The organism is Oricola indica, from assembly GCF_965227485.1.
In the GTDB taxonomy this organism is placed as follows: Bacteria; Pseudomonadota; Alphaproteobacteria; order Rhizobiales; family Rhizobiaceae; genus Oricola; species Oricola indica.
Window position 1 is genome coordinate 4,751,114 of record NZ_OZ245747.1, and the last position, 26,986, is coordinate 4,778,099.

At 63.6% G+C, this 26,986-nt stretch carries 24 protein-coding genes; 11 read left to right on the forward strand and 13 right to left on the reverse strand.

The genetic code is table 11. The annotated features are described in order from the left end of the window. Nucleotides 1-18: 18 nt before the first annotated feature. Complete coding sequence (locus ACQK2M_RS23545) at nucleotides 19-1,371, reverse strand: ABC transporter substrate-binding protein (protein ID WP_425419820.1); 1,353 nt, start codon at nucleotides 1,369-1,371, stop codon at nucleotides 19-21. A gap of 288 nt (nucleotides 1,372-1,659) precedes the next feature. Between ACQK2M_RS23545 and ACQK2M_RS23550 the strand changes: the two genes are divergently transcribed. Further along, nucleotides 1,660-2,691: a LacI family DNA-binding transcriptional regulator gene (locus ACQK2M_RS23550; protein WP_223476687.1), complete on the forward strand. Its 1,032-nt coding sequence runs from the start codon at nucleotides 1,660-1,662 to the stop codon at nucleotides 2,689-2,691. A 121-nt stretch (nucleotides 2,692-2,812) separates the two neighbouring features. Further along, the gene (locus ACQK2M_RS23555) at nucleotides 2,813-3,196 is read left to right on the forward strand and encodes a DUF3307 domain-containing protein (protein ID WP_425419821.1); all 384 of its coding nucleotides are present in this window, start codon (nucleotides 2,813-2,815) and stop codon (nucleotides 3,194-3,196) included. Here ACQK2M_RS23555 and ACQK2M_RS23560 read toward each other — a convergent pair. The 3 genes from ACQK2M_RS23560 to ACQK2M_RS23570 form a co-directional block, all read right to left on the reverse strand. Further along, a complete protein-coding gene (locus ACQK2M_RS23560; protein WP_425419822.1) occupies nucleotides 3,193-4,080 on the reverse strand; it encodes an NAD(P)-dependent oxidoreductase in 888 nt (295 codons plus the stop codon). The two genes, ACQK2M_RS23555 and ACQK2M_RS23560, sit on opposite strands and share 4 nt — an antisense overlap. Nucleotides 4,081-4,191: 111 nt before the next feature. Further along, nucleotides 4,192-5,046, reverse strand: coding sequence for a prephenate dehydratase (locus ACQK2M_RS23565; RefSeq protein WP_425419823.1), 855 nt, complete (start codon nucleotides 5,044-5,046; stop codon nucleotides 4,192-4,194). Between the two features lie 14 nt (nucleotides 5,047-5,060). Continuing rightward, nucleotides 5,061-5,786 (reverse strand): 3-deoxy-manno-octulosonate cytidylyltransferase, encoded by a 726-nt coding sequence (locus ACQK2M_RS23570; RefSeq protein ID WP_425419824.1) that lies wholly within the window; start codon nucleotides 5,784-5,786, stop codon nucleotides 5,061-5,063. Between the two features lie 159 nt (nucleotides 5,787-5,945). Here ACQK2M_RS23570 and ACQK2M_RS23575 point away from each other — a divergent pair, with 159 nt between their 5' ends. The 8 genes from ACQK2M_RS23575 to ACQK2M_RS23610 all read left to right on the forward strand — a co-directional run bounded on the left by ACQK2M_RS23575 (nucleotide 5,946) and on the right by ACQK2M_RS23610 (nucleotide 16,635). Beyond that, a complete protein-coding gene (locus ACQK2M_RS23575; protein WP_425419825.1) occupies nucleotides 5,946-6,824 on the forward strand; it encodes a c-type cytochrome in 879 nt (292 codons plus the stop codon). Nucleotides 6,825-6,943: 119 nt separating this feature from the next. After that, complete coding sequence (locus ACQK2M_RS23580; protein WP_425419826.1) at nucleotides 6,944-8,812, forward strand: extracellular solute-binding protein; 1,869 nt, start codon at nucleotides 6,944-6,946, stop codon at nucleotides 8,810-8,812. Beyond that, on the forward strand, nucleotides 8,809-10,692 hold the full coding sequence (locus tag ACQK2M_RS23585; protein WP_425419827.1) for an extracellular solute-binding protein: 1,884 nt from the start codon (nucleotides 8,809-8,811) through the stop codon (nucleotides 10,690-10,692). Before ACQK2M_RS23580 ends, ACQK2M_RS23585 begins: the two co-directional genes overlap by 4 nt. Nucleotides 10,693-10,727: 35 nt before the next feature. Then, on the forward strand, nucleotides 10,728-11,843 hold the full coding sequence (locus ACQK2M_RS23590) for a microcin C ABC transporter permease YejB (protein WP_223476693.1): 1,116 nt from the start codon (nucleotides 10,728-10,730) through the stop codon (nucleotides 11,841-11,843). Next, the gene (locus ACQK2M_RS23595; RefSeq protein WP_223476694.1) at nucleotides 11,840-13,012 is read left to right on the forward strand and encodes an ABC transporter permease; all 1,173 of its coding nucleotides are present in this window, start codon (nucleotides 11,840-11,842) and stop codon (nucleotides 13,010-13,012) included. Before ACQK2M_RS23590 ends, ACQK2M_RS23595 begins: the two co-directional genes overlap by 4 nt. Beyond that, nucleotides 13,009-14,046: a sodium:calcium antiporter gene (locus ACQK2M_RS23600; RefSeq protein ID WP_425419828.1), complete on the forward strand. Its 1,038-nt coding sequence runs from the start codon at nucleotides 13,009-13,011 to the stop codon at nucleotides 14,044-14,046. The genes ACQK2M_RS23595 and ACQK2M_RS23600 overlap by 4 nt, the downstream gene beginning before the upstream one ends. Beyond that, nucleotides 14,043-15,674 carry an ABC transporter ATP-binding protein gene (locus ACQK2M_RS23605; RefSeq protein ID WP_425419829.1) on the forward strand — a complete coding sequence of 544 codons (1,632 nt, stop codon included), beginning with the start codon at nucleotides 14,043-14,045 and terminating at the stop codon, nucleotides 15,672-15,674. The genes ACQK2M_RS23600 and ACQK2M_RS23605 overlap by 4 nt, the downstream gene beginning before the upstream one ends. 4 nt (nucleotides 15,675-15,678) lie before the next feature. Then, nucleotides 15,679-16,635, forward strand: a complete 957-nt coding sequence (locus ACQK2M_RS23610) for a 2-hydroxyacid dehydrogenase (protein WP_425419830.1) — start codon at nucleotides 15,679-15,681, stop codon at nucleotides 16,633-16,635. A gap of 115 nt (nucleotides 16,636-16,750) precedes the next feature. On the opposite strand, the gene ACQK2M_RS23615 is transcribed toward ACQK2M_RS23610, so the two are convergent. The 4 genes from ACQK2M_RS23615 to ACQK2M_RS23630 all read right to left on the reverse strand — a co-directional run bounded on the left by ACQK2M_RS23615 (nucleotide 16,751) and on the right by ACQK2M_RS23630 (nucleotide 20,050). After that, complete coding sequence (locus tag ACQK2M_RS23615; protein WP_425419831.1) at nucleotides 16,751-17,251, reverse strand: GNAT family N-acetyltransferase; 501 nt, start codon at nucleotides 17,249-17,251, stop codon at nucleotides 16,751-16,753. 123 nt (nucleotides 17,252-17,374) lie between these two features. Next, entirely contained in the window at nucleotides 17,375-18,241 is an 867-nt protein-coding gene (locus ACQK2M_RS23620; protein ID WP_425419832.1) for a C40 family peptidase, read from the reverse strand. Further along, entirely contained in the window at nucleotides 18,238-18,588 is a 351-nt protein-coding gene (locus ACQK2M_RS23625; protein ID WP_223476700.1) for a MarR family transcriptional regulator, read from the reverse strand. Before ACQK2M_RS23625 ends, ACQK2M_RS23620 begins: the two co-directional genes overlap by 4 nt. A gap of 73 nt (nucleotides 18,589-18,661) precedes the next feature. Further along, a complete protein-coding gene (locus ACQK2M_RS23630; protein WP_425420123.1) occupies nucleotides 18,662-20,050 on the reverse strand; it encodes a leucyl aminopeptidase family protein in 1,389 nt (462 codons plus the stop codon). A 141-nt stretch (nucleotides 20,051-20,191) separates the two neighbouring features. Between ACQK2M_RS23630 and ACQK2M_RS23635 the strand changes: the two genes are divergently transcribed. After that, nucleotides 20,192-21,016 carry a tetratricopeptide repeat protein gene (locus tag ACQK2M_RS23635; RefSeq protein WP_425419833.1) on the forward strand — a complete coding sequence of 275 codons (825 nt, stop codon included), beginning with the start codon at nucleotides 20,192-20,194 and terminating at the stop codon, nucleotides 21,014-21,016. A 36-nt stretch (nucleotides 21,017-21,052) separates the two neighbouring features. Here ACQK2M_RS23635 and ACQK2M_RS23640 read toward each other — a convergent pair whose 3' ends face one another. The 5 genes from ACQK2M_RS23640 to ACQK2M_RS23660 all read right to left on the reverse strand — a co-directional run bounded on the left by ACQK2M_RS23640 (nucleotide 21,053) and on the right by ACQK2M_RS23660 (nucleotide 26,979). Next, nucleotides 21,053-21,973 (reverse strand): NAD(P)-dependent oxidoreductase, encoded by a 921-nt coding sequence (locus ACQK2M_RS23640; protein ID WP_425419834.1) that lies wholly within the window; start codon nucleotides 21,971-21,973, stop codon nucleotides 21,053-21,055. A 126-nt stretch (nucleotides 21,974-22,099) separates the two neighbouring features. Beyond that, nucleotides 22,100-23,098, reverse strand: coding sequence for a type II secretion system F family protein (locus tag ACQK2M_RS23645; protein ID WP_223476704.1), 999 nt, complete (start codon nucleotides 23,096-23,098; stop codon nucleotides 22,100-22,102). Between the two features lie 6 nt (nucleotides 23,099-23,104). Further along, entirely contained in the window at nucleotides 23,105-24,118 is a 1,014-nt protein-coding gene (locus ACQK2M_RS23650; RefSeq protein ID WP_223476751.1) for a type II secretion system F family protein, read from the reverse strand. A gap of 2 nt (nucleotides 24,119-24,120) precedes the next feature. Continuing rightward, a complete protein-coding gene (locus ACQK2M_RS23655; protein WP_425419835.1) occupies nucleotides 24,121-25,665 on the reverse strand; it encodes an ATPase, T2SS/T4P/T4SS family in 1,545 nt (514 codons plus the stop codon). 33 nt (nucleotides 25,666-25,698) lie between these two features. Next, entirely contained in the window at nucleotides 25,699-26,979 is a 1,281-nt protein-coding gene (locus ACQK2M_RS23660; RefSeq protein ID WP_425419836.1) for an AAA family ATPase, read from the reverse strand. Nucleotides 26,980-26,986: the final 7 nt, after the last annotated feature.

Consider the following 26,986-nt stretch of genomic DNA (forward strand, 5'->3'; position numbering starts at 1 on the left):
GACGACCGTTTTTACACGTTACTTCGCGGCGTCCCAGGAAGCCTGGATTTCCGACGCGACGTCCTCGGCGGAGTCACCGCCGACATAGTCGACCATGCCGGTCCAGAAGGATCCCTGGCCAACAGCCGCGGGCATCAGGTCGGACCCGTCGAAGCGGAACGTGTCCGCGCCGAGCAGGATGCCGCCGAGGCCTTTCTGGGTCTCGTCGATATAGACATCCAGATTGACGCCCTTGTGCGGCGTGAGGAAGCCGGCCTGAGCCATCATGATCTCATGCGCGATCGGCGTTTTCAGGAATTCCAGGAACGCGCGCGTTCCCGGGCTGTCGCTGGTGACGGCCAGAAGCGTACCGGCACCGAGAACCGGATTGCCGAGATCTTTTTCCGCATAGGAGGGGAAGTAGAAGAAGTCGGCGTCCTCGCCCACGACCGTGCCTTCCGGGAAGTAGGCCGGAATGAACGAAGCCTGGCGGTGCAGGTAGCACTGCGGCGGCGAATCGAACAGGCCCTTCGGCGAATCGCGGAAGTCGGTCGAGGCGACGGTGTCGGTGCCGCCCGCGACGAAATCGTCATTGCGCGCGAACCAGCCGAACTCCTCGATCGCAGCGACAACGCGCTCGTCGGTGAACGGGATTTCGTTGGTAACCCACTGGTCGTAGATATCCGGAGTCTGCGTACGCAGCATCAGGTCCTCGACCCAGTCGGTCGCCGGCCAACCGGTCGCCGCACCGGAACCAAGACCGATGCACCACGGGGTTTCGCCGTCGGCCACGATCTGTTCGGTCAGCGCCTTGAGATCTTCCATGGTCTCCGGCACTTCGTAGCCGGCATCCTCGAAGTTCTCGGGGACGTACCAGACGAGCGACTTCACGTTGACGTTGAAGAAGAAGCCATAGAACTTGTCGTCGCCGTTCTCGTCGGCATAGGTGCCAAGATCCACCCAGGACTGGCCGGCCGCATAGTTTTCGGTGACCCAGTTCGCCATGTCTTCGCCCAGCGGAGACAGGAAGCCACGGCCTGCGAGGCCGGCAGCAAGGCCAGGCTGCGGGAAGGCGGTGATGTTCGGCGCAGAACCGGCTTCGGCATCGATCATGATCTGCTGCTCGAGGCTGTCAGAGCCCGTGTAGCGAACATCGGCGCCGGTCGCTTCGTTGAAATAGGCGATCAGATTCTCGATCGAGGTCGCCTCGCCCGCAAGCCACGGTCCGAAGAACGTTACCTGCTCGCCGTCCAGGTCGTTGGCGGCAGCGAATTCCTCATAGCTGGCCCAGTTGAAATCCCCTTCGCCGATTGGGAACTTCAGATCTTGCGCCTGCGCGGAAACCGCCGACAGAACGAAGGCGGCAACACCCGCCATCAGTGTCTTTTTCATGAAAAATCCTCCCAGGATCGTTTTGAAAAGAGCCAGAAGACTCATAGAGCATTCACTCGCTCAAAGCCAATCAAAGCGCTTTGGCTTCGCTGAGATTTGGCGCTGAGCCGCTCAGAGTCAAGAGAAATATTCGCGACGGCGCCTTGTCGACCGTCAATGACGCAGCGTCGCCGAACAAAAATCTCGTCACCTGACACGAATCCGGGCCATGTGGAAAAAACTGGCCATCGCAAACTGAATTGTGCACTATTCAAAGCCCTTTGAATGCCTTTTGGGAGGAGGCATCCAATGAATTTGAAAGAATTATCGGAACAGCTCGGCCTGTCCCAGACCACCGTCAGCCGTGCACTGAACGGCTATCCGGAGGTCAGCGAGGAGACGCGGCGGCGCGTCGAAGCCTTCGCGCGCAAGATGAATTACCAGCCCAATTCCAACGCGCGGCGGCTGGCGACGGGAAAATCCTACACGATCGGCCACGTGGTGCCCTTGTCGGACCACGACATGATCAATCCGCACTTCTCGGACTTCATCGCCGGCGCGGGCGAGATCTACAACCGTCGCGGCTACGACATGCTGATCTCGGTGGTGAACGCCGACACCGAGAAATCCGTCTATGAGAGCCTTTCGCGCAACCGGCGGGTAGACGGCGTGATCGTGCACGGCCCGCGCGTCAAGGACGACCGGCTGACGATCCTGCGCAAGCTCAAGCTCCCATTCGTGGTGCATGGCCGCACCAGCGACCCGGAAGACAGTTTTTCCTGGGTCGACGTCAACAACAGGCGGGCCTATCACAAGGCCGCGACATACCTGCTCGAAGCGGGCCACCGGCGCATCGGCCTGATCAATGGCTGGGAATACATGACCTTCGCCCTGAAGCGCCGCGAGGGCCTCGAGACGGCACTGCGCCAGAACGGCATCGAGCCCGATCCGGAAATCATGGTGTCCTCGGAAATGATCGAACCGAACGGCCACGGCGCGATGAAGGCGTTTCTCGCGCATCGCGACCCGCCGACCGCCGTGCTTTGCTCCAGCATGCTGACGGCGATGGGCGCGAGCAGGGCGGTGCATGAAAGCGGGATGGAACTGGGGCGCGACATTTCCCTGATCGGTTATGACGACTGCCTTTCCTTCCTGCCGGCCGCTGGCGAATATCCCTCGATGACCGTGATGCAATCGAGCATCCGGCTCGCCGGCAAGCATTGCGCCGACATGCTCATCGACCTGATCGACGGGAATGCCGGCCATCGGAACCTTCTTCTCGAGGCCGAGTTCGTCATCGGAGCGTCCACCGGACCGGCGCCGGTGATGGCGACAACCTGACGCGCCCGCCGGCGTTTTCGGTCCCGTCTGTGCATTTGCGCACAGACTGCAAATCCGATTAAGAATGGATTGGAACGCGGGGTTTTGAAGAGGTTGCCGCGCGAAGGGATTTCCAGACCGCATGCCGCTTACATTTCTGATGTTTTCAGCCTTGCTGTTAAAGCATTACCTCGCGGACTTCGTGATGCAGCCGCAATGGATGCTGAAGGCAAAGGGCCGGCTCGACGCGCCGGGAGGATACGCACATGCCGCCGTCCATGGTGTGGGCAGCGGGATCGTTCTCCTGGCATGCGGCGTCGGCATCGGCATCACCGCCATCATCATGGCGGCGGAGTTCGTGGTCCATTTCGCCATCGACTACGGCAAGGACCGGATTTCGGCGCGCGCCGATGTGGAGAGTAATCCGCGCCGCTACTGGCAATTGCACGGGCTCGACCAGCTCGCTCACCAGATCACCTATGTCGTCATCGCCTGGTTTGCGATGGCGTCACTCGGAATGGCCTAAGGCTTTTTATTCGTGTCGAGCAGTTCGAGGAACAGCGCGCAATGATCGAGATCGGCGCCGCCGAGTTCGTCGCATAGCCGCGCAAAACGGGCGAACAGCATGTCGCCCATCGGCAGCGACAGGCCGAGCTTTTCCGCTTCGTCCAGGATATTTCTAAAGTCCTTGCGATGCAGCGCGGCGCGTCCGCGCGGGGCGAAGTCGCCGGCCGCCATGCGCCCGCCATGCATCTGCAGGACCTTCGAATCCGCATAGCCGCCGGTCAAAGCGTCACGAAACGCTTCGACGTCGCCACCGCCTTCCCTGACCAGCAACACCGCCTCGGCGACCGCTCCGATGGCCGCACCGACGATCAGCTGGTTGGCGAGCTTGGCAAGCTGGCCGGTTCCGACCGGTCCGAGCCGTGTCGGGCGTCCCATCGCCGACAGCACCGGAGCGATCCGCTCGAACAATGCCTCGTCGCAGCCGGCCATGATCGCCAGCGTGCCGGCCTCGGCGCCGGGCGGCCCGCCCGAAACCGGAGCATCGCAGAAACCGACACCGCCGCCGGCGAGTATCTCGGCCAACTCGCGCGCTTCCTCGGGCCGGGTCGAACTCATGTCGATGAAGGCCCCACCCTCGCTCATTGTGCCTGCAAGATCGTTGTCCTTGACGAGCGACAGAACCGCGCCGCCGTCAGACAGGATGGAGATCGCGATGTCGGCGCCATCGACAGCCGCTCTCGGATCCTCGACCGCTTGGACATTTTCGCCCGCGACTGCTCTCGCCTTGTCGGGCGTCCGGTTCCAGGCGCGCACTTGGTGACCGGCTGCCGCGAGCCGCGCGATCATCGGCGCACCCATTTGTCCGACGCCGAAAAATGCGATTGTCTTTCCGGTCTCAACCATGGCGCGCCTCCCGTTTGCCCCGCGAAGTTGGCCAGCCGTACCGAAAAGTCAATCCGGCAAGGCGATTGCGGCGCATCGCGTCAGTCGGTCATCCATGTTTGACCGCCGCCTCTACATGCGGTCGCGGAATTCCGAGGCCTTGTAGACGCCGAGAATGCGGAAATCCTCGGAGAAGAAGCCGATCTCCTCGAAGGCCAGCTTGACGTTTTCATCGTCCGGATGACCTTCGATATCGGCATAGAACTGGGTGGCGAAGAACTTGCCGCCCAGCTGATAGCTTTCCAGCTTCGTCATGTTGACGCCATTGGTGGCGAAACCGCCCATCGCCTTGTAGAGCGCGGCGGGAATGTTGCGCACGCGGAAGACGAAGGTCGTCATCATCATCTCGTCCGGCGAGGTGCGCTGCGCGATATGCTTGTCCTTCGACAGGACGACGAAGCGCGTGACGTTGTTCTCCTGGTCCTCGACATCGCGTTGGAGGATTTCGAGACCGTACATTTCGGCGGCCAGTTCCGGCGCGAGCGCGGCCATGGTCTTGTCGCCGGTCTCGGCGACCAGCTTGGCGGCGCCCGCCGTGTCGCCTGCGACCTCCGCTTTCCAGCGATGCTTGCGGATCACCTTGCGGCACTGGCCGAGCGCGTGGATGTGGCTGTGGACCGACTTGATGTCGGCGATCCCCGTGCCGGGCAGAACCATCAGCTGGAAATGGATCGGCAGGAAATATTCGCCGACGATGTGCAGGCGCGATTCGGGCAGAAGGTAATGAATGTCGGCGACCCGACCGGCGATCGTGTTCTCGATCGGGATCATGGCGAGACCGGCCTTGCCGTTTTCCACAGCCACAAACGCGTCCTCGAATGTCGGGCAGGGCAGCGGCTCCATGTCCGGAAACATGTCGCGGCAGGCCGTGTCCGAATTGGCGCCGGGTTCGCCCTGGAAGGCGATGAGGTTCGAGGATACGTTCATTGTCCCGTCTTTCGTTATGCAAGGAGGGCGCGTGCGCGCTCCAGGTCGGGCTGCGTATCCACGCCAAGCGGCTCGGAGTCAATGATCGCCGCATGGATCGACATGCCGGCCTCCAGCGCGCGCAATTGCTCGAGGCGCTCGCGCTGCTCCAGGACCGAAGGCGGCAGCGAGACGAAGCGCTCCAGCGCCGCGCGGCGATAGGCGTACAGGCCGACATGATGGTAGAGCGGCCCCTCGCCCCAGGGCGCGGTGGCGCGGGTGAAATAAAGCGCGCGCAGCAGCCGCTCACCGATCGGCGAGCCGACGATCTTGACCACGTTGGGATTTGTCTTTTCCGCCTCGCTGGTGATTTCGACGCCGAGCGTGGCGATATCGCATCGCGGATCGGAAAAGGGTGTCAGCGCGGCGCGGATATCGGCTGGATCGATGGTCGGCAAATCGCCCTGGACATTGACGATCGAATCATGGGCCCCGTCGGGGTCGAGCGCGCCCAAAGCCTCGAAAATCCTGTCGGAGCCCGACTGGTGGTCGTCGCGCGTCATCACCGCGCGATGACCGGCGTCAGCCACCGCCGCAAACACCGCCTCGTCGTCGGTTGCCACCGCGACCGGGCCGCAATCGGCCTCGCGCGCACGGTCGGCGACATGCACGATCATCGGTTTTCCACAGATGTCGGCGAGCGGTTTTCCAGGCAGGCGCGCCGATGCCATGCGGGCGGGAATCAGAATGACGGGTCGCATTGTCGAAGGTGCCGGTAAGGGGAAAGAGTGTCAAAAAGTCTCAAATCATGCGACCTTATATGTGTTGCATAGCCAGAGCAAAAGACCTAGGTTCCGCGCGACTTCGCGCGAGGGTCGCTTCGCGCGCCGATGAGGCATGAACCGGGGTTTGGTTACGCAATGAGCTCGTCCAATTTGAACATGTATGCAGGCGCCTTTCTCGGCACCGTTTTCGCCATGATGTCGGTGGGAATTCTCGGGGAAGCGATCTTCCACGAAGAAGCGCCGGAACAGGCGGGTTTTGCGATCGCCGTGGAGGAAAGCTCCGGCGGTGAAGCAACCGAGGAAGCCGGACCGTCCGTCGAGCCGATCGCACCGCTGCTCGCCAGCGCCGATGTTTCCGCGGGCGAAGGCGTGTTCAAGAAATGCCAGGCCTGCCACACGGTGGAAGAGGGCGGCGCCAACAAGGTCGGCCCGAATCTCTGGAACATCGTCAACCGTCCCGTCGCCTCGCATGAAGGTTTCAAATATTCGTCCTCGATGATCGCCTTCGCCGAAGGCGGAACCGTCTGGGACTACGCGCACCTGAACGTGTTCTCGCACAAGCCAAAGGATCTTGTGCCGGGCACCGCGATGGGCTTCGCCGGATTGAAGAAGGTGGAAGACCGCGCCAACCTCGTCGCCTATCTGCGCACGATGGCGCCCGCGCCGGCGCCGCTTCCCGATCCGAACGCCGCCGCCGAGGAAGAAGGCGCGGCCGAGGAAATGCCGGCGGCCGAACCGGCCTCGATGGAACAGCCGGCCGATGCGGAAGCGCCCGCCGCCACCGAAGAGACGGCCACGGAAGAGGCTCCGGCCGCTACGGAAGAACCGGCTGCTGCCGAGGAACCCGCGGCAACCGAAGAACCGACAACCATGGAAGAGCCGGCGACGGATGAAGCGCCCGCCGCGATGGAAGAGCCGGCCGCCGCTGAAGAGCCCGCCGCCACGGAAGAACCCGCCGCGCAAGAGGCTCCGGCCGCAACCGAAGAGCCTGCCGCGACCGACAGCGGGAACTGACGTTTCCGCAATTTAAGGTACGGAAATCCAGAAAAGCCGGGCATCGCCCGGCTTTTTGTCTTTGTTTTCCCGCATTCCGCTCTAAGCTTGGAAGGAAGCATCCAGGACAGGAGGTTTGCGTGCGATTCAGGACAGTTCTTTCGCTCATCGGATTTGCGGTTGTGGCTCTTCAACCGGCGGCGGCGCAGGAACGGGAATGGCATTCCACCGCCTCGCTGATAGGCGAAAGCAAATATGGCGACGATTTCGAGCGCTACGACTACGTCAATCCCGATGCACCGAAGGGCGGCACCTTCAACGCGACGACATCGGGATCCTTCGACAGCTTCAATCCCTACATCATCCGCGGCACGCCGGCCGCCGGCTTCGCGCGTTTCGGGGGCGGCCTGCTCTACGACACGCTGATGGAACAGGCGACGGACGAACCGTCGACCAGCCACGCCCTCGTCGCGGAAGCCTATTCCAATCCCGACGACTATTCCTCGGCGACCTACCGGCTGAACCCGAAGGCGCGCTGGCATGACGGCGAACCGATCACGGCGGAAGACGTCGTCTGGTCGTTCAACGTGCTGAAAGAGAACAGCCAGCTCTACAATCGCTACTATGAAAACGTCACCGAGGCAGTGGCCGTCAACGATCATGAGGTCGAGTTCACGTTCAACGAGACCGGCAATCGCGAATTGCCGCACATCATGGGCGACCTCGTCGTTCTGCCGAAACACTGGTGGGAAGGCACCGACACGGACGGCAATCCGCGCGATGTGACCGAGCCGACGCTGGAACCGCCGCTCGGTTCCGGCCCCTACCGGATCAAGAGCTTCAACGCAGGGTCCGAAATCGTCTGGGAACGCGTCGACGATTACTGGGGCAAGGATGTCCCGGTGAAGGTGGGACGGGAAAACTTCGATATCCGCCGCTATGTCTATTTCCGTGACCGCAACTCGGAATGGGAGGCGTTCAAGAAGGGTGGCCTGGAAGACATCCGCTCGGAACTGCGCTCGCAATACTGGGCGGAAGGCTACGATTTCCCCGCCTTCCAGGAAGGCAAGGTGGTCCGCAAGACCTTCCCGACGAAATCGCCCGAACCCATGCAGGGCTTCACGATGAACATGCGCCGCGACAAGTTCAAGGACAGGCGGGTGCGCATGGCGCTGACCTATCTGTTCGACTTCGAGACGATGAACCGGACACGGCTCTACGGGCTCAGAACGCGCACCGACAGCTATTTCGTCGGCGACGAACTGGCATCCGACGGCCTGCCGGAGGGGCGTGAACTGGAAATCCTCGAAGAGTATCGCGATCAGCTTCCCCCGGAACTGTTCACCGAGGAATTCACCCTTCCCGACTACAGCGAGCGCGGCGCGCAAAGGGCGAACCAGCGCAAGGCCTTCGAACTGTTCCGCCAAGCCGGCTGGGTGAGCCGGGACGGCAAGCTGGTCAACGAAACGACAGGCGAACCGTTCACGGTCGAGTATCTCGGCTCCAGCCCGACCGACGAAATCATTGCCGGCCTCTTCGTCGAGGACATGCGCAAGCTCGGCATCGACGCCTCGATCCGCATCGTCGATCAGGCGCAGGAAATCAACCGGCTGCAGAATTTCGACTTCGACATGACGACGGTGATCCTCGCCCAGTCGCTCTCGCCCGGCAACGAGCAGCGCGACTTCTGGAGTTCGACGGCGGCGGACCAGCCGGATTCCCGCAATTATTCTGGCATAAAGGACCCCGTTGTCGACGCGCTCGTCGACAGGGTGATCTTCGCGAAGGACCGGGAAGAACTGATCGCCACGACCCATGCGCTCGACCGTGTCCTGCTGTGGGGCTACTACTACATCCCGCAATTTTATTCGCCCGAAGTTTGGCTCGCCTGGTGGGACAAGTTCGGCATGCCGGACAAGCAGCCGAGCTATATCGGTGCGGATATCGATTCCTGGTGGGTCATTCCGGAAAAGGAAGCGGCGCTGGCAACCAACGGAGGCGGCCAGTGACGCCCCGGTTTACGCTGGACCGCAGACGCTTCCTCATCCTGACCGGCGGTATCGCGGCAAGCGCCGCTTTTCCCGCCCTGCCCCGCGCGGAAAACCCGAGCGAGACCGCGCTGCACGGCCTGTCGGCATTTGGCGACCTGAAATATCCGCGCGATTTCGCGCAGTTCGACTACGCCTCGCCGGAAGCGCCGAAGGGCGGCACGTTCAACTTCCAGCCGGGCTACTGGTACTACAACCAGAACATGCAGACCTTCAACACGCTGAACAGCTTCGTGCGCCGGGGCGATGCGCCGCCGCGCATGGAGACCTGTTTCGATTCGCTGATGGTCGATGCATGGGACGAGCCCGACGCCATCTACTGTCACCTGGCGGAGACGGTGACGATCTCCGAGGACCGCAACCGTTTCACCTTCAAGCTGCGCCCGGAAGCGCGCTGGCACGACGGCACGCCGATCACCGCGCAGGACGTCGCCTTTTCCTACGAAACGCTGAAGACCGATGGCAATCCGCAGCTTTCGCTGCCGCTCGCCGTGCTGGCGGAGGCGGTCGCCGAAGACGAGCGCACGGTCGTTCTTGTGTTCGATGGCACGCAATCGGCGCAGGCGATCCTGACCATCGCCACCAATCCGGTCGTCTCGAAGGCATGGTACGCGACGCGAGAATTCAATGCCTCGACACTCGAACCGCCGCTCGGCTCCGGCCCGTACAGGGTCGGCAATCTGAGCGCCGGCCGCTATATCGAATATGAACGCGTCCCGGACTACTGGGCGAAGGATCTCGGCACGGCACGCGGGCTCGACCATTTCGACACGATCCGGTTCGAATTCTACCAGGAGCGCCAGGCCGCCTTCGAGGCGTTCAAGAAGGGCGTCGCCACATGGCGCGAGGAATTCACCTCCAAGACCTGGGCGACCGAATACGCCTTTCCCGCCATCGAGGACGGCAGGGTGGTCAAGGGGCTGTTTCCGCAGGAAGCGCGGGGGAGAATGCAGGCTCTCGCTCCGAATGCGCGTCGGCCGCAGTTCCAACACCGCAACGTCCGCGACGCGATCGCGCTGTGCTTCGATTTCGAATGGACCAACGAAAACCTCTTTTACGGCGCCTATGAGAAAAGCCATTCGATGTTCGAAGGTTCGGACTATGCCGCGCAAGGCCTGCCGGACAGCGACGAGACGGCGCTGATCGAAAAACTGGCCGCCGACCATGACATGCCGGACGGCATCGCGGACGAAGCCTATATGCAGCCGAAGAGCGACGGCTCCGGCCGGGACCGATCGCGGCTTCGCACCGCGATCCGCCTGCTCGCCGAGGCAGGCTGGGAGAACGACGGCGGCACGCTGAGGAACGCGAATGGCGACACGCTCGATGCCGAGATCCTCGTCAACGCCAGCGTGTTCGAGCGCATCTACGGTCCGTGGGTCGAGACCATGCGGTCGATCGGCATCAACGCGTCGCTCCGAACGGTCGATCCGGCGCAGTACCAGGAACGCACCAACAATTTCGATTTCGACATAGCGGGCCTTCACATCGGCTGGACGCCGACGCCGACCAGTGCGGGGCTGGAAAATGTCTTCGCAAGCCACTCGGCCTCGGAGGAGGGCTCGCGCAACTGGACGGGAACGCAGGACCCGCTGATCGACGCGCTGCTGACCGAAGTGGGCGCGGCGGAGACGCGTGAAGAGCACCGGACGGCGATGCGCGTGCTTGATCGGGCCTTGCGTCTGAGGCGAGACTGGATTCCAACTTGGAATTCGGCGAATCACCGTGTCGCCTATTGGGACATGTTCAGCTTCAAGGAGCCGAAGCCCGACTACTTCTGGCCGGTGGAGCGACTGTGGTGGATCGACCGGGCGAAAGCAGAAGCGCTTGGAAAGGCTTGATGTGACGGGACTGCACTGCATGGAGGCCGCCTGACATGGGTGCCTATGTGCTGCGTCGGCTACTGCTCATGATCCCGACGATCTTCGGGATCATGGCGATATCCTTCGCCGTCATCCAGTTCGCCCCGGGCGGGCCGGTCGAACAGGTGATCGCGCAACTGACCGGACAGGGCGGCGACGCGACGGACCGTATCACCGGCGGCGGAGGCGATCTGGGCGGCGCGGACGATGTCGGCTCGAACATCGAGAGCGGCAACGCCATCAATTCCAAATATCGCGGCGCGCAGGGGCTCGACCCGCAATTCATCGCGCAGCTGGAAAAGCAGTTCGGCTTCGACAAGCCGCCGCTCGAACGGTTCGGGCTGATGCTGTGGAACTATATCCGTTTCGATTTCGGCGAGAGCTATTTCCGCGACATCTCGGTGATCGACCTGATCGTGGAGAAGATGCCGGTCTCGATATCGCTCGGCCTGTGGATCACGCTGATCTCCTACGGCATCTCGATTCCGCTCGGCATCCGCAAGGCCGTCGATGACGGTTCGCATTTCGATGTGTGGACCAGCGGCGTCATCATCGTCGCCTATGCCATTCCGGGCTTCCTGTTCGCGATCATGCTGATCGTGCTGTTTGCAGGCGGGTCCTTCTTCGACTGGTTCCCGCTACGCGGGCTCGTCTCCGACAACTGGTCGGAGCTGTCATGGCCGGCGCGCATCCTCGATTATTTCTGGCACCTGGCGCTGCCGCTGACCGCCCTCGTCCTGTCGGCCTTCGCGACATCGACGCTGCTGACCAAGAACTCCTTCCTTGACGAGATTCGCAAGCAATATGTCGTCACGGCCCGCGCCAAGGGGCTGAACGAGCGGCAGGTGCTCTACGGGCATGTTTTCCGCAACGCCATGCTGATCATCATCGCGGGCTTTCCGGGCGCCTTCATCTCCTCCTTCTTCACCGGCTCGCTGCTGATCGAGACGATCTTCTCGCTCGACGGGCTCGGCCTGCTCGGCTTCCAGTCGGTGATCAATCGCGATTACCCGGTCGTCTTCGCGACGCTCTACATCTTCTCGCTGATGGGCCTGCTGGTCGGGCTGCTCTCGGACCTGATGTACACCTGGGTCGATCCGCGCATCGATTTCGAGCGGAGGGACGTGTGACGGACCAATCCGCGACTCTCGATGGAAGAACCATCCCGGAAGGGCGGCGCAAGCGGCCTTTCCTGTCGCCGCTCAACCAGCGGCGCTGGCAGAACTTCAAGGCCAACCGGCGCGGCTACTGGTCGCTATGGCTGTTCCTGGTGCTCTTCGTCCTGTCGCTGTTTGCTGAGTTCATCGCCAATGACCGGCCGATCCTCGTGGAATACAAGGGACAGTACCTCACCCCGGTCTTCAAGACCTATTCGGAAGAGGTCCTGTTCCCGGACGACCCGCTGGCATTGCCGCGAATCGACTTCACCGATCCCTATATCCAGGACGCCATCCACGAGGCCGGGGGCTGGATGATCTGGCCACCGATCCGTTATTCCTATCGCACCGTGAACAAGGAGGTGCCGACGGCAGCGCCATCGAAGCCCGCCTTCATGTTCGACAGCCGCGAGGAATTGTGCACGCGCTACGCCGCCGGCGCCGAGGATCCGAATTGCACGATCGGCAATTTCAACTGGCTCGGCACCGACGACCAGGCGCGCGACGTGATGGCCCGCCTCATCTACGGTTTTCGCATCTCCGTGTTGTTCGGCCTGATCCTGACGGGCGCCTCCGCGGTGATCGGCGTCGCTTTCGGCGCGGTGCAGGGGTTCTTCGGCGGCTGGATCGACCTGATCGGCCAGCGCCTGATCGAAATCTGGTCGTCCATGCCGGTGCTCTATCTGCTGCTGATCATCGCCGCCATTCTGCCGCCGGGTTTCTGGATTCTGCTCGGCATCATGCTGCTCTTTTCGTGGGTGGCCTTTGTCGGCATCGTGCGCGCCGAGTTCCTCCGGGCGCGCAATTTCGAATATGTCAACGCGGCGCGCGCGCTCGGCGTGCCCAACCGCACCATCATGTTCCGGCATTTGCTGCCCAACGCCATGGTCGCAACGCTGACCTTCCTGCCCTTCATCCTGAACGGCTCGATCACCACGCTGACCTCGCTCGATTTCCTCGGTTTCGGCCTGCCGCCGGGCTCCGCCTCGCTCGGCGAACTGATCCTCCAGGGCAAGAACAACCTACAGGCGCCCTGGCTCGGCTTTTCAGGCTTCATCGTCATTTCCGTCATGCTGTCGCTGCTGATTTTCATCGGCGAGGCGACCCGCGACGCCTTCGATCCGCGAAAGACATTCGGATGACCGGCGCCATCGAAAACGCTCCCGTCACTGTCCAGATCGCGATCTTCATCGCCTGCGGCGGCGTGATCGTGATCGCCGGATCGAAACTCGCCTTCGTCGCCGACATGATCGCCGATCAGACCGGTTTCGGCGAGGCGATCACGGGCGCGGTGCTGCTCGGCGCCGCCACGTCCCTGCCCGGCGTGATCACCTCGGTGGTGACTGCCGCGGACGGATATCCATCGCTTGCCTATTCAAATGCGGTCGGCGGCATCGCCGCCCAGACGCTGTTCCTCGTCTTCGCCGACATGACCCATCGCCGGGCCAATCTCGAACACGCGGCCGCCAGTCTGGTCAACATCGTCAACGCCACCCTGCTGATCGTATTGCTCGCCCTTATGCTCTCCGCGGCGACCGGCCCGGCCATCTCCGTCTTCGGTATCCATCCCGTCTCGATCGTCTGTTTCGCGATCTATCTTTTCGGCCTGCGCTTTGCCCAGTCTGCTCGCGACGAGCCGATGTGGCGGGCGACAGAGACGGAAGACACGCACGCAGACATTCCCGACGCGGATGCCGAGAAGACGCCGCTTGCGCGCACGCTGGCGATCTTCGCGCTGTGCCTGCTCGCCGTGTCGGCGGCCGGCTACGGCGTGGCGACCACGGGCGTGGCATTCGTTTCGTCGCTCGGCGTGCCGGAAAGCCTTGTCGGCACGCTCATGACATCCACCGTCACCTCCCTGCCGGAACTCGTCACCACGATCGCGGCGGTGCGCGCCGGCGCATTGCAACTCGCCGTCGGCGGCATTCTCGGCGGCAACGCCTTTGACACGCTCTTCGCCTCCTTCGCCGACATCGCCTATCGCGACGGCTCGATCTACAACGCGATCTCGACCTCCGACATCTTCCTGACCGCCATGGTGACCGCCATGACCGGCGTGCTGATCCTCGGCCTTCTCAGGCGCGAGAAGCGCGGGCCCGGCGGGATCGGTTTCGAGGGATGGTCCGTCGCCGGGCTTTATGTTGCTGCGGTCGGGGGAGTCTTCGCCCTGTCATGAGCACATCCTCTCCCCTCCTCTCCGTCCGGGACCTCTCCGTCGCCTTCACCCAGGGCGGACGCACGACCACGGCCGTCGACCGTATCTCGTTCGACATCGCCGACGGCGAGACGGTCGCGCTGGTCGGCGAATCCGGGTCGGGCAAGTCGGTCTCGGCGCTCTCGGTCCTGAAACTGCTGCAATATCCGGCGGCGAGCCATCCGTCCGGCGAGATCCGCTTCCGTGATCGCGACCTTCTGTCCGCGTCCGATGCGGAACTGCGCAGGGTGCGCGGCAACGAGATCGCGATGATCTTCCAGGAGCCGATGACCTCGCTTAACCCGCTGCATTCGATCGAAAAGCAGATCGGCGAGACGCTGAAGCTGCACGGCTTCGAAGAGAAGACCATTCCGGGCCGCATTCTCGAACTGCTCGACCAGGTCGGCATCCGCGATGCGCAGAAGCGCCTGAAAGCCTATCCGCATCAATTGTCCGGCGGCCAGCGCCAGCGCGTCATGATCGCCATGGCGCTCGCCAACCAGCCGAAACTGCTCATCGCCGACGAACCGACAACCGCGCTGGACGTGACCGTGCAGGCGCAGATTCTCAAGCTGCTGGACGACCTGAAACGCGAACAGGGCATGTCGATGCTGTTCATCACGCATGATCTCGGCATCGTGCGCCGCATCGCCGACCGGGTCTGCGTCATGACGGACGGGAAGATCGTCGAAACCGGGCCGACGGAGAAAATCTTCACCGATCCGCAGCACGACTACACGAAGCATCTCCTGGCCGCCGAGCCGAAAGGCCAGCCGATCCTGCTCGACGAGGGCGCGGAGACCGTCCTGACGGGCGAAGCGGTGAAGGTCTGGTTCCCGATCCGCAAGGGCCTGACGCGCAAGACGGTCGACAACATCAAGGCGGTCGACGGCGTGGACGTGACGGTACGCGCCGGGCAGACGCTCGGCATTGTCGGCGAGTCCGGTTCCGGCAAGACGACGCTCGGCCTTGCGCTGACGCGCATGATCTCCTCGCAGGGCCGCATCCGCTTCGACGGCAAGGACATCGACGCGTTCTCCTTCGAGGCCATGCGGCCGCTGCGGCGCGAAATCCAGATCGTGTTCCAGGACCCGTTCGGCTCGCTCAGCCCGCGCATGTCGATCGCCGAGATCGTCGGCGAAGGGCTCGCAATCCACGAACCCGGCCTTTCGCGCGACGGCCGCGACCAGCGCGTCGTCGAGGCGCTGCAGGAGGTCGGGCTCGACCCGGAAACGCGGTTCCGCTACCCGCATGAATTCTCCGGCGGCCAGCGCCAGCGCGTCGCCATTGCGCGCGCCATGGTGCTCAAGCCCAAATTCGTCATGCTGGATGAGCCGACCTCCGCGCTCGACATGAGCGTGCAGGCGCAGGTCGTCGACCTTTTGCGCGACCTGCAGCGCAAGCACAACCTCGCCTACCTCTTCATCAGCCACGACCTGAAAGTCGTGCGCGCGCTCGCCAATGAGGTGATGGTGATGCGCAACGGCGAGGTGGTGGAACAGGGCCTTTCGAACGAGATCTTCGACGCGCCGAAAACCGATTACACCAAGGCGCTGATGGCCGCCGCCTTCGACATCGAAGTCGCGCCGGCGGGCGTCGTCAGCGAGTAGCGCAATGGCATCCACGGGCAAGATACTTCTCTCCGTCACCGGTTTCGATCCCGCCGTCTGGCGCGCCGAACTGGAGAAGGCCGCACCCGACCGGGTCGTCGTCGAAGAGCCCTCGGGGCCGAACGATCCGGAGATCGACTATGCAATTGTATGGAAGCAGCGGCCCGGCGTTTTGAAAGGCTTGCCGAACCTCAAGGCGATCTTCTCCATCGGGGCGGGCGTCGATCACATCTTCGCCGAGGGCGACCTGCCGGATGTTCCGATCGTCCGCGTCGTCGCCGACGACCTGACCCAGCGGATGAGTGAATATGTCGTCTGGCAGGTGCTCGACCATCACCGCAAGGGCATGCTCTATCGCGACCAGCAGGCAAACCGGATCTGGCACGAGGACCGGATGCAACCTGCGGCGAACGAGGTCACGGTCGGCATTCTCGGTCTCGGCCATCTGGGCCGCGATGCCGCCGGGAAACTGCTTGCGCTCGGGTTTCGCGTCACCGGCTGGAGCCGCACGCCGAAGGCGGCAGAAGGCGTCGGCACCTACGCGGGAGAGGCGGGGCTCGGGCCGTTTCTCGCCGACGCCGACATCGTCGTCTGCCTGCTGCCGCTGACCCCGGCGACCGAAGGCATCCTCTCACAGACGCTATTCTCGAAAATGAAGACCCGCGGACCGCTCGGCGCGCCGATCCTGATCAGTGCCGGGCGCGGACGCCTGCAAGTGGAGGCCGACATTCTCGCCGCGCTGGAAAGCGGCAGGCTCGGCGCGGCCTCGCTCGACGTGTTCGAAACAGAGCCCCTGCCCGACGACAGCCCGTTATGGAGCCATCCCCGGGTCACGATCACGCCACATGCCGCCGCCGCCTCCGTGCCGTCGGCGTTGATCCCGCCGATGATCCGGCAGATGGATGCCCATGATCGCGGCGAAGCGCTGACGAACCTCGTGGACCGCGACGCCGGGTACTGATGCATTTCGGGTTTCCGAGGGATCAGAATGTTCTGCCTTTCGCGGCCGGATACTGGACGCACCGCAGGCCCCGCCTCCCTGCGTCAACGAGTAGCGCGACCCCGATCGGGCAATGTCACCGGCCCCGGGGCGGATTGAAACCGAGGCGGTATTTGAGAAACGCCTCGCCCGCATGGTCCACCTCTCCAACAAAGCGGGCACCGATCCTTTCGAGCGCTCCAAGCTTCTTTCGTGATGGCGGCAGCAGGAACGTGACGAAGGGAATGCGCTCATCTGCGCGGGCGAATTCGAGCGCCTTGCGGGTGATGCGCGCGCCAAGCCCGAAGCGATCGGGTTTGAGAACGAGGCCATAGTCCCACTCGTCGCCTTCCTTCTGGAAGCCGCCCCAGCCGACATAGGCCCCGTCGCAAAGAATAGCCCAGTGACCCAGTCCGTCCTCGCGCCAGCGGGCCTCCTTCGCCTCGACAAAGGCGCGAGAGGCGGCATCGTCCCACCGGCCGGTCAGGAGCGGCATATGCTCCGCCATACGTGGATCCGACATATGCGCGGTGATCTCGACGAGGTCGATCTCGCCAAGGCGTGTAAAGGCGATCCCGGTTTCGGGGCTGTTCGTCATCGCTTTTCGATCCGTCGAAAAATGGCTGTCGCGCGCCTATCACCAGAGCTGTCAGGCGGAAAGACCGGTTCTCGCGGCTAACGGCAATGTGAAAGCGCGTTACCGGCTGGCGCGGTTCAAGATTCAGGGACGCCTGACCGACGTCGGCGGGCCGAACAGCGGCTCGATCCGGGCAATCGCGGCGGCAAGCGGTTCGAGCGCGACATTCATGGTCGAGCCGTTGGCGTGCAACAGGTTTTCCGCATCGACCATGATGCCGACATGCCCCTTCCAGAAAACCAGATCGCCGCGCCGCAGGGACGAAAAGTCGCCGCCGGTCTCCAGCACCGCGCCGATGGTCGCCTCCTGCATGTCGCTGTCGCGCAGCACGGTGCGTCCGGCCATCGCCATGGACAGCTGGACGAGGCCGGAACAGTCGATTCCAAAGCCCGATGTGCCGCCCCAGAGATAGGGCGTGTGCAGGAAACGTTCGGCCGCAGTCACATAATCCGTCTCCGTCTCGCCGACGGGAGCGACATGGGCGGCGGCCAGCGCCGTGCCGTCGGCCAGCACGGCATAGCGCGTGCCGCGCCGCTCTTCCGTCGAGGCGACCGTGACAAGCGCGCCCATCGACAGGGCGCGCAGCGGCGGCATCTTCAGATCCGGGCCGGGATAGACGAAGCTTCGTTGCGCCGTGACACGATGTGTCGGCGCGGCGATTTCGCCGTCAAACAGCGCCTCGTCCGGCGCATAGCCGACATAGCCGTCACGCTCGCCCTGCACCCAGGCCCAGCCTTCCACGCTCTCGAAGACGCGGACGCGGTCGCCAGTCACGAACTGCGTATCAAGGCCGGCGTCATGCGCCGGCGCACGGCGGATATCGACAACAGGCGCAACGACGACGGCCGGACGCCCCTCGACGAAGGCCTCCGCCTCGACCCGCCCTTTCAGCCTTATGTCAGCGAGATCCGGTCGGAATGCGTGCAAACGGCGATCGAGCGTATCCGTCACAGCGGCAGTTCCCGCGCTCTCGCGATGATCACGTCGGCGAGCCGCTCAAGGTAGAGCGATCCCTCGACGGTGCGCGAAATGACGACATTGCGCTTGTCGCGCGGGTCGCGATGCCGGGTCACGAGCTTGCGCGATCCCATGGAATCGAGCGCGCGCGTGATCACCGGCTTGGTGACGTTCAGCTTGGCCGCGAGGCCGCGCACGGTATGCGGCGGCGGCTCCAGATAGATGGAGAGCAGGATCGCCATCTGGCGCAATGTCAGGTCCGGCGCATCGTCGCGCACCTCGGACGTCGCCACCTGATGCCACAATGTCAGCGCCTGGCTCGCCCGCAAGCGAATGGACATGAACCGCTCATCTTATCGTTTCGGTTCCGGCACAATATGCGAGAAACCTTAAAAAACGCAATATGAGCGGGAATCAGGCCGTTCCGTAGCGATGTTTCAGCGCGACCAGCATGGCGCGTATGCCCTGCGCCTCTCCGCCGACCTGCGCATGCGGCTTGGCCGACAGGCTCCAGGCGAAGATGTCGAAATGCGCCCAACTGCCGGTTTCCGTCACGAAACGCTGCAGGAAAAGCGCCGCCGTCACGGAGCCCGCCATCCCGTCCGTCGTCACGTTGCAGAGATCGGCGACCGAAGAGTTCAATCCCTTCGCATAGGGCGCCCAGAGCGGCATGCGCCACAGCGGGTCGTGCTCCTGCTGCGAGGCCGAGGCGAGCGCGTCGGCGAAGGCGTCGTCGGTCGAGTAGAAGGGCGGAACGTCGGGACCGAGCGCAACACGGGCCGCGCCGGTCAGTGTCGCCATGTCGATCAGCATGTCCGGCTTTTCCTCGTCGGCGCAGGTCAGCGCGTCAGCGAGGATCAGCCGGCCCTCGGCATCGGTGTTGCCGATCTCGACGGTCAGGCCCTTGCGGCTCGGGAAGATGTCTCCGGGCCGGAACGCGTCGCCGGCGATCGCGTTCTCGACCGCCGGGATCAGCACGCGCAGCCGGACATCCAGCTTCAAGTCGACGATCAGCGAGGCGAGCGCCAGCACGTTGGCCGCGCCGCCCATGTCCTTCTTCATGTTGCGCATGCCGGAAGCGGGCTTGATATCGAGACCGCCCGTGTCGAAGGCGACGCCCTTGCCAACCAGCGTCAGTCGGGGCGCGTCGGGTTTGCCCCAGCGCATGTCGATCAGCCTGGGCGCGGAAACCGAAGCCCGGCCGACCGCATGGATCAGCGGGAAATTCTGCTCCAGAAGGTCGGCGCCCTTGATCACCTCGACCGTCATCTCCCGGTCGCGAGCGACATCGCGGGCGGCCGCCTCGATCTCGTCGGGACCGAGATCGTTGGCCGGCGTGTTGACGAGATCGCGGGCCAGCCAGGAGGCACGCGCGAACGCGGCGATCTCGTCGTGGTCCAGCGAGGCGTCGAGGATCAGCCGGGGCTGCTTGCCCGCCTGCTTGCGATAGCGTCCGAAGCGATAGGCGCCGAGCAGGAAGCCGAGGCTCGCGAGGCGAAGATCCGTAATCGCGTCGCCCTCGAAATACCAGTCGCCTTCCGGCAGCTTGCGGGCCAGCGCGCCCGCGACGAAGGGATCGCCGCCGTCGCCGAGACCCAGCACCGCACCGGCAAGCCCGCCATCGCCTTCCGGGAGAAGCAGAACTTCACCCGCGCCCGCCATGAAGCCGTTCCGATCGATCCACTGCCGGGCCGTATCATCCAGTGCGCCGTGCTTTTCCAATCCATCCGCCTGAACGAGCCAAACCGGCCGCGCATCCGCCGAACGGCGATCCGCCGGTGCCAAAACCTCTTCGAGTTTCATGTTCATTCCATCCGATTCCGTGCCCGCCGAAGCGAGGTCATTAACCAACCGTTAGGGTTAACAGAATATTGCTTTTGGCCAGAGTTTCATCGTCATTCTTCGCGGCTCATCCACCGAAAGACGGCCGCACGGGAGCGCAGCATGGTGCGGATCAGAAGCGGAAAGACAGGCAGGACGACACGGGCGGCATTGCGCCTGGCGGTCCTTGTGCTTGCGGCAACAGCCGTCACGGCCTGCGCGAACCGCTCGCTGACGACGGGGTCGATCGGCTCGCCGGCGCAAAAGCCCGTCGAGCAAATGACCGCCGTGGAACTGGAACAGGCGCTTGGCTCCTATTCGAAGCTCTACGAACAGCGGCCCGGCGACAAGACCGTCGCCATGGCGTACGCCTCGATCCTGCGCATGAACGACCGCAACGAGCAGGCGCTTGCCGTCATGCGCAAGGCGGCGATCAAGCATTCCGACGACCGCGACGTGCTCGCCGCCTACGGCAAGGCGCTGGCCGGCGCCGGGCAGTTCACCGCCGCGCTCGATGCGATCCAGCGCGCACAGGACCCGACCAACCCCGACTGGCGGCTGCTTTCCGCCGAAGGCGCGATCTACGACCAGACCAACCGATCGGCCGAGGCCCGGGTGCGCTATCAGAAGGCCCTCAAGCTGCGGCCGAACGAACCGACGATCCTGTCCAATCTCGGCATGAGCCACCTTCTGGAAGGCAATCTGAAGCAGGCCGAGACCTATCTGCGCCAGGCCGCCGCCCAACCGGCCGCCGACAGCCGCGTGCGCCAGAACCTGGCCCTCGTCGTCGGCCTCCAGGGCCGGTTCGACGAGGCAGAGCAGATCGCGCGGCGCGAATTGTCGCCGCAGCAGGCGGAAGCCAATGTCGGCTATCTGCGCCAGATGCTGGCGCAGCAGAACGCCTGGAACCTCATCAAGCAGGAAGACAAGAAGATCGCTTCGCAGTAGGCAGGGTTCCCGGGCGACGCCCCGGGTTGCTGCCCGTCAGGTGTGCTCGACCTCCCATGGCGCCTGCCAATCGCCTTCGACGCGCAAGGCGACGCCCGCATCGTCCTCGACCACCTTGCAAACCGTCATCTCGCCGGCATCGACGCCGTAGCGTTCCGCCGCTTCCTTGAAACGGGCGTGGCAGGCATCCGTCATGTCCGAGCGTGTCCCGGTTTCACGCATCAGTTCATCGATCAGGCCGAGATCCTTCAGGCACAGCTTGAGCGGAAAGGACGGATCGTAATGGCCCGCGAAGATCGACGGCACGTCATGTTGCATGACGAAGGAGTCGGCTGCGCCGCCCTTCATGACCTCCCACCAGACCTTCGGATCGATTCCGGCCTTCTCGGCGCAGACCATCGCCTCGCCGATTGCCGCAGCATGGATCTTCCAGAGCTGGTTGTTGACGAGCTTCGCGACATAACCGTTGCCATATTTGCCGACCTTGCGAATCTCGCCCATCGCCTCGATGACCGGACGGGCCGCCTCGATATCCGCATCCTCGCCGCCGACAAACATCGGCATGTCGCCGCGAATGGCGGCATCGACGGAGCCTGTCACCGGCGCGTCGATCGGCCGGCCGCCTTTCGCGACGAAAGGCTCGATCAACTCGCGCATGAAGCCGGGAGACGATGTCGTCAAATCGATCCACAATTTGCCGCCGCAGTCGCCATGGATGAGGCCGCCATCGCCGTTCAGAACCTGTTGGAGATGCGGCGGTCCGAAGACCATGGAAACCACGCAGTCGACCCGGTCGATCATTTCCTTCGGACTGGCGACCCATGTCGCGCCCATCTCCTCGAGCGGGTGGGCCGCCTCACGGCGCAAATCGAAAACAGAGAGATCGAAGCCGGCGCGGCGAATGTTCTTCGCCGCGTTGCCGCCCATTGTTCCAAGACCGATAAATCCAACCTTCATAAAGCCCCCTTTGCCTCTGTTGAGCATTAAAGGCGGGTGATACCGCCTTGAGGCGCAGTCAAACATTCGCCACCGGGGCGGGGCAAGGCGAGGAGGCGATGTCCCCGAAGCCGGGGACGCCAGGCGTCAGAAAATACCGCCGCGCGCGGAAATCTGGATACCGGCGGGGCCGAGAATGACGCCGAAAAGAACCGGCAGGAAGAACAGGATCATAGGCACGGTCAGCTTCGGCGGCAGCGCAGCGGCCTTCTTCTCGGCCTCGTTCATGCGCTGGTCGCGGCTTTCGGCGGCGAGAACGCGCAGCGCCTGGCCGACCGGCGTGCCGTAGCGCTCGGCCTGGACCAGCGCCTGTGCGACCGACTTGACGCTTTCCAGCTTGGTGCGGTTGGCGAGGTTCTCGTAGGCCATCCTGCGTTCCTGAAGGTAGGACAGTTCCGCGCCGACAAGGACCAGTTCCTCGGCGAGCGGGATGGACTGGGTGCCGATCTCCTCAGAGACCTTGCGGAAGGCGGCCTCGACGGACATGCCGGATTCGACGCAGATCAACATCAGGTCGATCGCGTCCGGCCATGCCTGCTTGATCGACGTCTTGCGTTTGCCGGCGACGTTGGAAATGTAGATGTTCGGCGAGTAGAATCCGAGATAGCCGAACCCGATGCAGGCAAGGACACGGATCATGGTCGGCTGCTCGGAGAGCGCGCCGAGGCCGAAGACATAAGCCAGCGCCACGACAAGAAAGACCAGCGGCAGCACGAGGCGGGCGAACAGGAAGACGTTGAGCGGCTGCTGGCCGCGATAACCGGCAAGGCGGAGCTTGTCGATCGTCGCCTGGTCGGCGAGCGCCGTCTTGAGATCGAGCCGCTCGACGATCCTGCGAACGCCGCCTTCCTTGGCCTCCATGCGCAGCGAACCGCGGCTCTGCTGCTTTTCGGCGGCAAGGCGGGCGCGTTCGCGGGCGCGGATCTCGTCGCGCTCGGTGGCGACATGCTTCATGCGCGTCTTCAGTTCATTGCCGCCGAGCAAGGGCGTCAGAACGGTGAACAGCGTCGCGAAGACGCTCACCGAAACGAGAATGGCGATGACGAATTGCGACGATGTCAGCAGGGCGACAAGATCTTCGGACATGGCGCGTCAGACCTCGAAATTGATCATCTGCCGCATCACGAACACGCCGATCGACATCCAGACGGCGGAAACGCCGAGGATCAGGTAACCGGTGTTGGTCGTGAAAAGCAGCGTTATGTAACCGGGGCTCGTCAGATAGACGAGCAGCGTGACGACGAAGGGCAATGACGCGATGATCGCGGCGGAGGCCTTGGCTTCCATGGACATGGCGGCCACCTTGGCCTTCATCTTCTTGCGGTCGCGCAGCACGCGCGAGAGGTTGCCCAGCGCCTCGGCGAGGTTGCCGCCCGCCTGCGCCTGGATCTGGATGACGATGGCGAAGAAGTTGGCCTCGGGGACCGGCATCGAGTTGTACATGCGCGCGCAGGCCTCCGGCGTCGATAGCCCGAGTTGCTGCGCCTCGATGATGCGGCGGAACTCGGACTTCACCGGTTCACGCGCCTCGCTGGCAATCAGCCGCAGGCCGTCATTGAGCGGAAGGCCGGACTTGATGGCGCGCACGATCACGTCGATGGCGTTCGGAAACTCCTCGAGAAACGACTTCATGCGGCGCTTGCGGATAAAGGAGACGGCCCAGCGCGGCAGGCCGAAGGCGGCGGCGAAGAAAACGCCGATCAGGTAGAGGAACGGCACGCCGAACAGGAAAGCCATTGCCGTCACGACGAAGCCAGTGACCATCGAATAGAGATAGAAGGTCCGCAAATCGACCTTCAGTCCGGCCTGCTGCAGCATCTTCTTGAGTGTCGGCCGCGCCGCGTCCTTGACACGGTCGCGGTTGCGCTCGTCGAGCTCGGCAAGCGAGTCGGCAATGTGCTTCTTTCGCTTCGCGCCTTCGTTCGCGCGGTCGTAGGCGGCGCGGCGCGCGGCGCTGTCGGTCGATTGCGTCTTGATCGACGACAGGCGTTTCGCCGTCTTCTGCTCATTCTCGATCGAGGTGAAGAACAGCGCATAAAGCACGCCGCCGACCCCGAGGCCGGCAAGCACGATCATACCGATGACGCCTGCGGGCAGGCCGAAGATCATCATGGCGCGGCGACCTCCATCGAGTCGAGCGCCGCGGCGAGCCGCTGTTCCTCGTTGAAGTAGCGCGCGCGGTCCCACATGGCCGGGCGGCCGACGCCGGTGGAGCGATGCGTGCCGATGATGTTGCCGTTCGCGTCCTCGCCCTCCATGTCGTAGAGCATCAGATCCTGGGTGATGATGACGTCACCCTCCATGCCGACCACCTCGGTGACATGGGTGATGCGGCGCGAGCCGTCGCGCAGGCGGGCCGCCTGGACGATGACGTCCACCGAACCGACGATGATTTCGCGCACGGTCTTCTGCGGCAGAGTGAACCCGCCCATGGCGATCATCGATTCCATGCGGGAGAGGCATTCGCGCGGGCTGTTGGAGTGGATCGTTCCCATCGAGCCGTCATGGCCGGTGTTCATCGCCTGCAGCAGGTCGAAGACCTCCGGTCCGCGCACCTCGCCGACGATGATGCGTTCAGGACGCATGCGCAGGCAGTTCTTGACCAGGTCGCGCATGGTGATCTGGCCCTCGCCCTCAAGGTTCGGCGGCCGGGTCTCCAGGCGCACGACATGCGGCTGCTGGAGCTGCAGTTCGGCGGAATCCTCGCAGGTGATGATGCGCTCGTCGTGATCGATGTAGCGCGTCAGGCAGTTGAGAAGCGTCGTCTTGCCGGAGCCGGTACCGCCGGAGATGACGACGTTGCAGCGCACCCGTCCGATAATCTGCAGGAGCGTCGCGCCTTCCGGCGAGATCGATCCGTACTGGACGAGCTGGTCGAGCGTCAGCTTGTCCTTCTTGAACTTACGAATTGTCAGCGCGGTGCCGTCGATGGCGAGCGGAGGCGCGATCACGTTGACGCGGGAGCCGTCGGGAAGACGCGCGTCACAGATCGGGCTCGATTCATCGACACGGCGGCCGACCTGGCTGACGATGCGCTGGCAGATATTGAGAAGCTGCTGGTTGTCGCGGAAGCGGATATCGGATTCCTGGACCTTGCCGTTGACCTCGATATAGGTCTTGTCCGCGCCGTTGATCATGATGTCTGCGATGTCGTCGCGCGCCAGCAGCGGCTCGAGTGGCCCGTAGCCGAGCACGTCGTTGCAGATGTCCTCGAGCAGTTCCTCCTGCTCGGAGATCGACATCGCGAAGTTCTTGATCGCGATGATGTCGTTGACGATATCGCGGATTTCCTCGCGCGCGGAATCGGCGTCGAGCTTGGCGAGCTGCGACAGGTCGATCGTCTCGATCAGCGCCGAGAAGACCTGCATCTTGGTGTCGTAATAGTCGTCGTTGCGCACCTTCTGGCGCGGCTTTGCCACCGGCAGATCACGCATCGGGGGAGGTGCCTGCACGTGTTTCGCCTCCGGCCGGCTTGCCGGCGCTGCGGCGGGCGCGGCCGTCTTGGTCTCGCTTGCGACCGGTGCAGGCGCGGCCTCCGACGCTGGCTTTTCGGCCGACGCCGGCGGCGTGACGGCGGTACGCTTGGGCGCGGAATTCGATCCGCCGCCGAAAGCGCCGCCAGAATGGCTACCCGTACCCTTTTTTCCGAACATCGACTTGTCCTGTTACATCGCTTCAGCGAAGCGTCATTTCTTCTTCAGTCTCGTCAGCATGCCCTTCAAACCGCCTTTCGGCTTTTCCTTTACGACCCCGCGCCCGGTCACCAGTTGCGCGATCGTCGAGAGACTGGAAACGATCGGGTTCGCCGCGTCGGTTTCCGCCAGCATGCGTCCATTGTTGGACGCCGTGCCGAAGAGTTGCGCGTCGAAGGGAATAATGGCGACCGGCTCGAGTTCGAGCGGGTCGGCGAAATCCGACGGTGCGATTTCCGGCCGTTTGGGCATGCCGACCTGGTTGAGAACCAGCCGGGGCGCGAAATCGTTCGGCCGCAGCTTGCGCAGCGTATCGATGATGTTTTTCGCATTGCGCAGATTGGCGAGTTCCGGCGAGGCGACGATGACGACTTCGTCGGCCTGTTCGAGCGTGCGTCGCGTCCAGCCGTTCCAGACATGGGGAACGTCGAGCACGACATAGGGCGCGGTGCGTTGCGCCACATCGACGAGATGGCTGAAGGCGTCGGGATCGAAATCATAGACCTTGTCGAGCATCGACGGCGCCGCGAGCAGAGAGAGATGCTCGGCGCAGCTTGCCAGCAGGCGGTCGAGATAGACCTCGTCGATCCGGTCGGAAGAAAACACGGCCTCGGCAATGCCTTGCGCCGGATCCTGGTCGAAATTGATGTTCGCCGTTCCGAAGGGAAGGTCCATGTCAGCGATGACGACCTCGGCCTGGAACAGGGTCGACATGGCCCAGGAGACGTTGTGCGCGATGGTTGACGAGCCGACGCCGCCCTTGGCGCCGACAAAGGCGACCGAACGGCCGAGCGGCTCCGCATCGGGATCGACGAACAGCGACGACACCACGCCCATCAGATCGGCGATCGTCACCGGCGCGACGATATATTCGGAAATGCCGTTGCGGATCAGTTCGCGATAGAGCGTGACGTCGTTCTGGTGGCCGACGATAACGACCTTGGAGTTGGGGTCGCAGACCTCGGCCAGATCGTTCAGGTTGTGGAACAGCTCATCCGGGCTGGACGTCGTCTCCAGGATGATCAGGTTCGGCGTCGGCGCGCTCTGGAAGAACTCGACCGCCGCCGGAATGCCGCCCATATAGACGCGGGTCTGCGCCTTCGCCAAACGGCGATCCTCGCCCATCCGATTGATCGGAGCGGCCACGCCCTCCGTCTCGCAGAACGCCTGGATCGAAATGCGCGGGACAGGCCGAACATCGTTCAGCGCCGAAATGTCGCCGGTTTCCGCCGGCGGCTGGTTCGTCAGGTCTTCCTTGTAGGCAACGTCTGACATGCTCGTC

Bases quoted from the DNA above. Each gene is read 5' to 3' on its own strand.
- ACQK2M_RS23545 (WP_425419820.1), bottom strand. From the start codon at position 1,371: ATGAAAAAGACACTGATGGCGGGTGTTGCCGCCTTCGTTCTGTCGGCG.
- ACQK2M_RS23550 (WP_223476687.1), top strand. From the start codon at position 1,660: ATGAATTTGAAAGAATTATCGGAACAGCTCGGCCTGTCCCAGACCACC.
- ACQK2M_RS23555 (WP_425419821.1), top strand. From the start codon at position 2,813: ATGCCGCTTACATTTCTGATGTTTTCAGCCTTGCTGTTAAAGCATTAC.
- ACQK2M_RS23560 (WP_425419822.1), bottom strand. From the start codon at position 4,080: ATGGTTGAGACCGGAAAGACAATCGCATTTTTCGGCGTCGGACAAATG.
- ACQK2M_RS23565 (WP_425419823.1), bottom strand. From the start codon at position 5,046: ATGAACGTATCCTCGAACCTCATCGCCTTCCAGGGCGAACCCGGCGCC.
- ACQK2M_RS23570 (WP_425419824.1), bottom strand. From the start codon at position 5,786: ATGCGACCCGTCATTCTGATTCCCGCCCGCATGGCATCGGCGCGCCTG.
- ACQK2M_RS23575 (WP_425419825.1), top strand. From the start codon at position 5,946: ATGAGCTCGTCCAATTTGAACATGTATGCAGGCGCCTTTCTCGGCACC.
- ACQK2M_RS23590 (WP_223476693.1), top strand. From the start codon at position 10,728: ATGGGTGCCTATGTGCTGCGTCGGCTACTGCTCATGATCCCGACGATC.
- ACQK2M_RS23600 (WP_425419828.1), top strand. From the start codon at position 13,009: ATGACCGGCGCCATCGAAAACGCTCCCGTCACTGTCCAGATCGCGATC.
- ACQK2M_RS23605 (WP_425419829.1), top strand. From the start codon at position 14,043: ATGAGCACATCCTCTCCCCTCCTCTCCGTCCGGGACCTCTCCGTCGCC.
- ACQK2M_RS23610 (WP_425419830.1), top strand. From the start codon at position 15,679: ATGGCATCCACGGGCAAGATACTTCTCTCCGTCACCGGTTTCGATCCC.
- ACQK2M_RS23615 (WP_425419831.1), bottom strand. From the start codon at position 17,251: ATGACGAACAGCCCCGAAACCGGGATCGCCTTTACACGCCTTGGCGAG.
- ACQK2M_RS23625 (WP_223476700.1), bottom strand. From the start codon at position 18,588: ATGTCCATTCGCTTGCGGGCGAGCCAGGCGCTGACATTGTGGCATCAG.
- ACQK2M_RS23630 (WP_425420123.1), bottom strand. From the start codon at position 20,050: ATGAAACTCGAAGAGGTTTTGGCACCGGCGGATCGCCGTTCGGCGGAT.
- ACQK2M_RS23635 (WP_425419833.1), top strand. From the start codon at position 20,192: ATGGTGCGGATCAGAAGCGGAAAGACAGGCAGGACGACACGGGCGGCA.
- ACQK2M_RS23640 (WP_425419834.1), bottom strand. From the start codon at position 21,973: ATGAAGGTTGGATTTATCGGTCTTGGAACAATGGGCGGCAACGCGGCG.
- ACQK2M_RS23645 (WP_223476704.1), bottom strand. From the start codon at position 23,098: ATGTCCGAAGATCTTGTCGCCCTGCTGACATCGTCGCAATTCGTCATC.
- ACQK2M_RS23655 (WP_425419835.1), bottom strand. From the start codon at position 25,665: ATGTTCGGAAAAAAGGGTACGGGTAGCCATTCTGGCGGCGCTTTCGGC.
- ACQK2M_RS23660 (WP_425419836.1), bottom strand. From the start codon at position 26,979: ATGTCAGACGTTGCCTACAAGGAAGACCTGACGAACCAGCCGCCGGCG.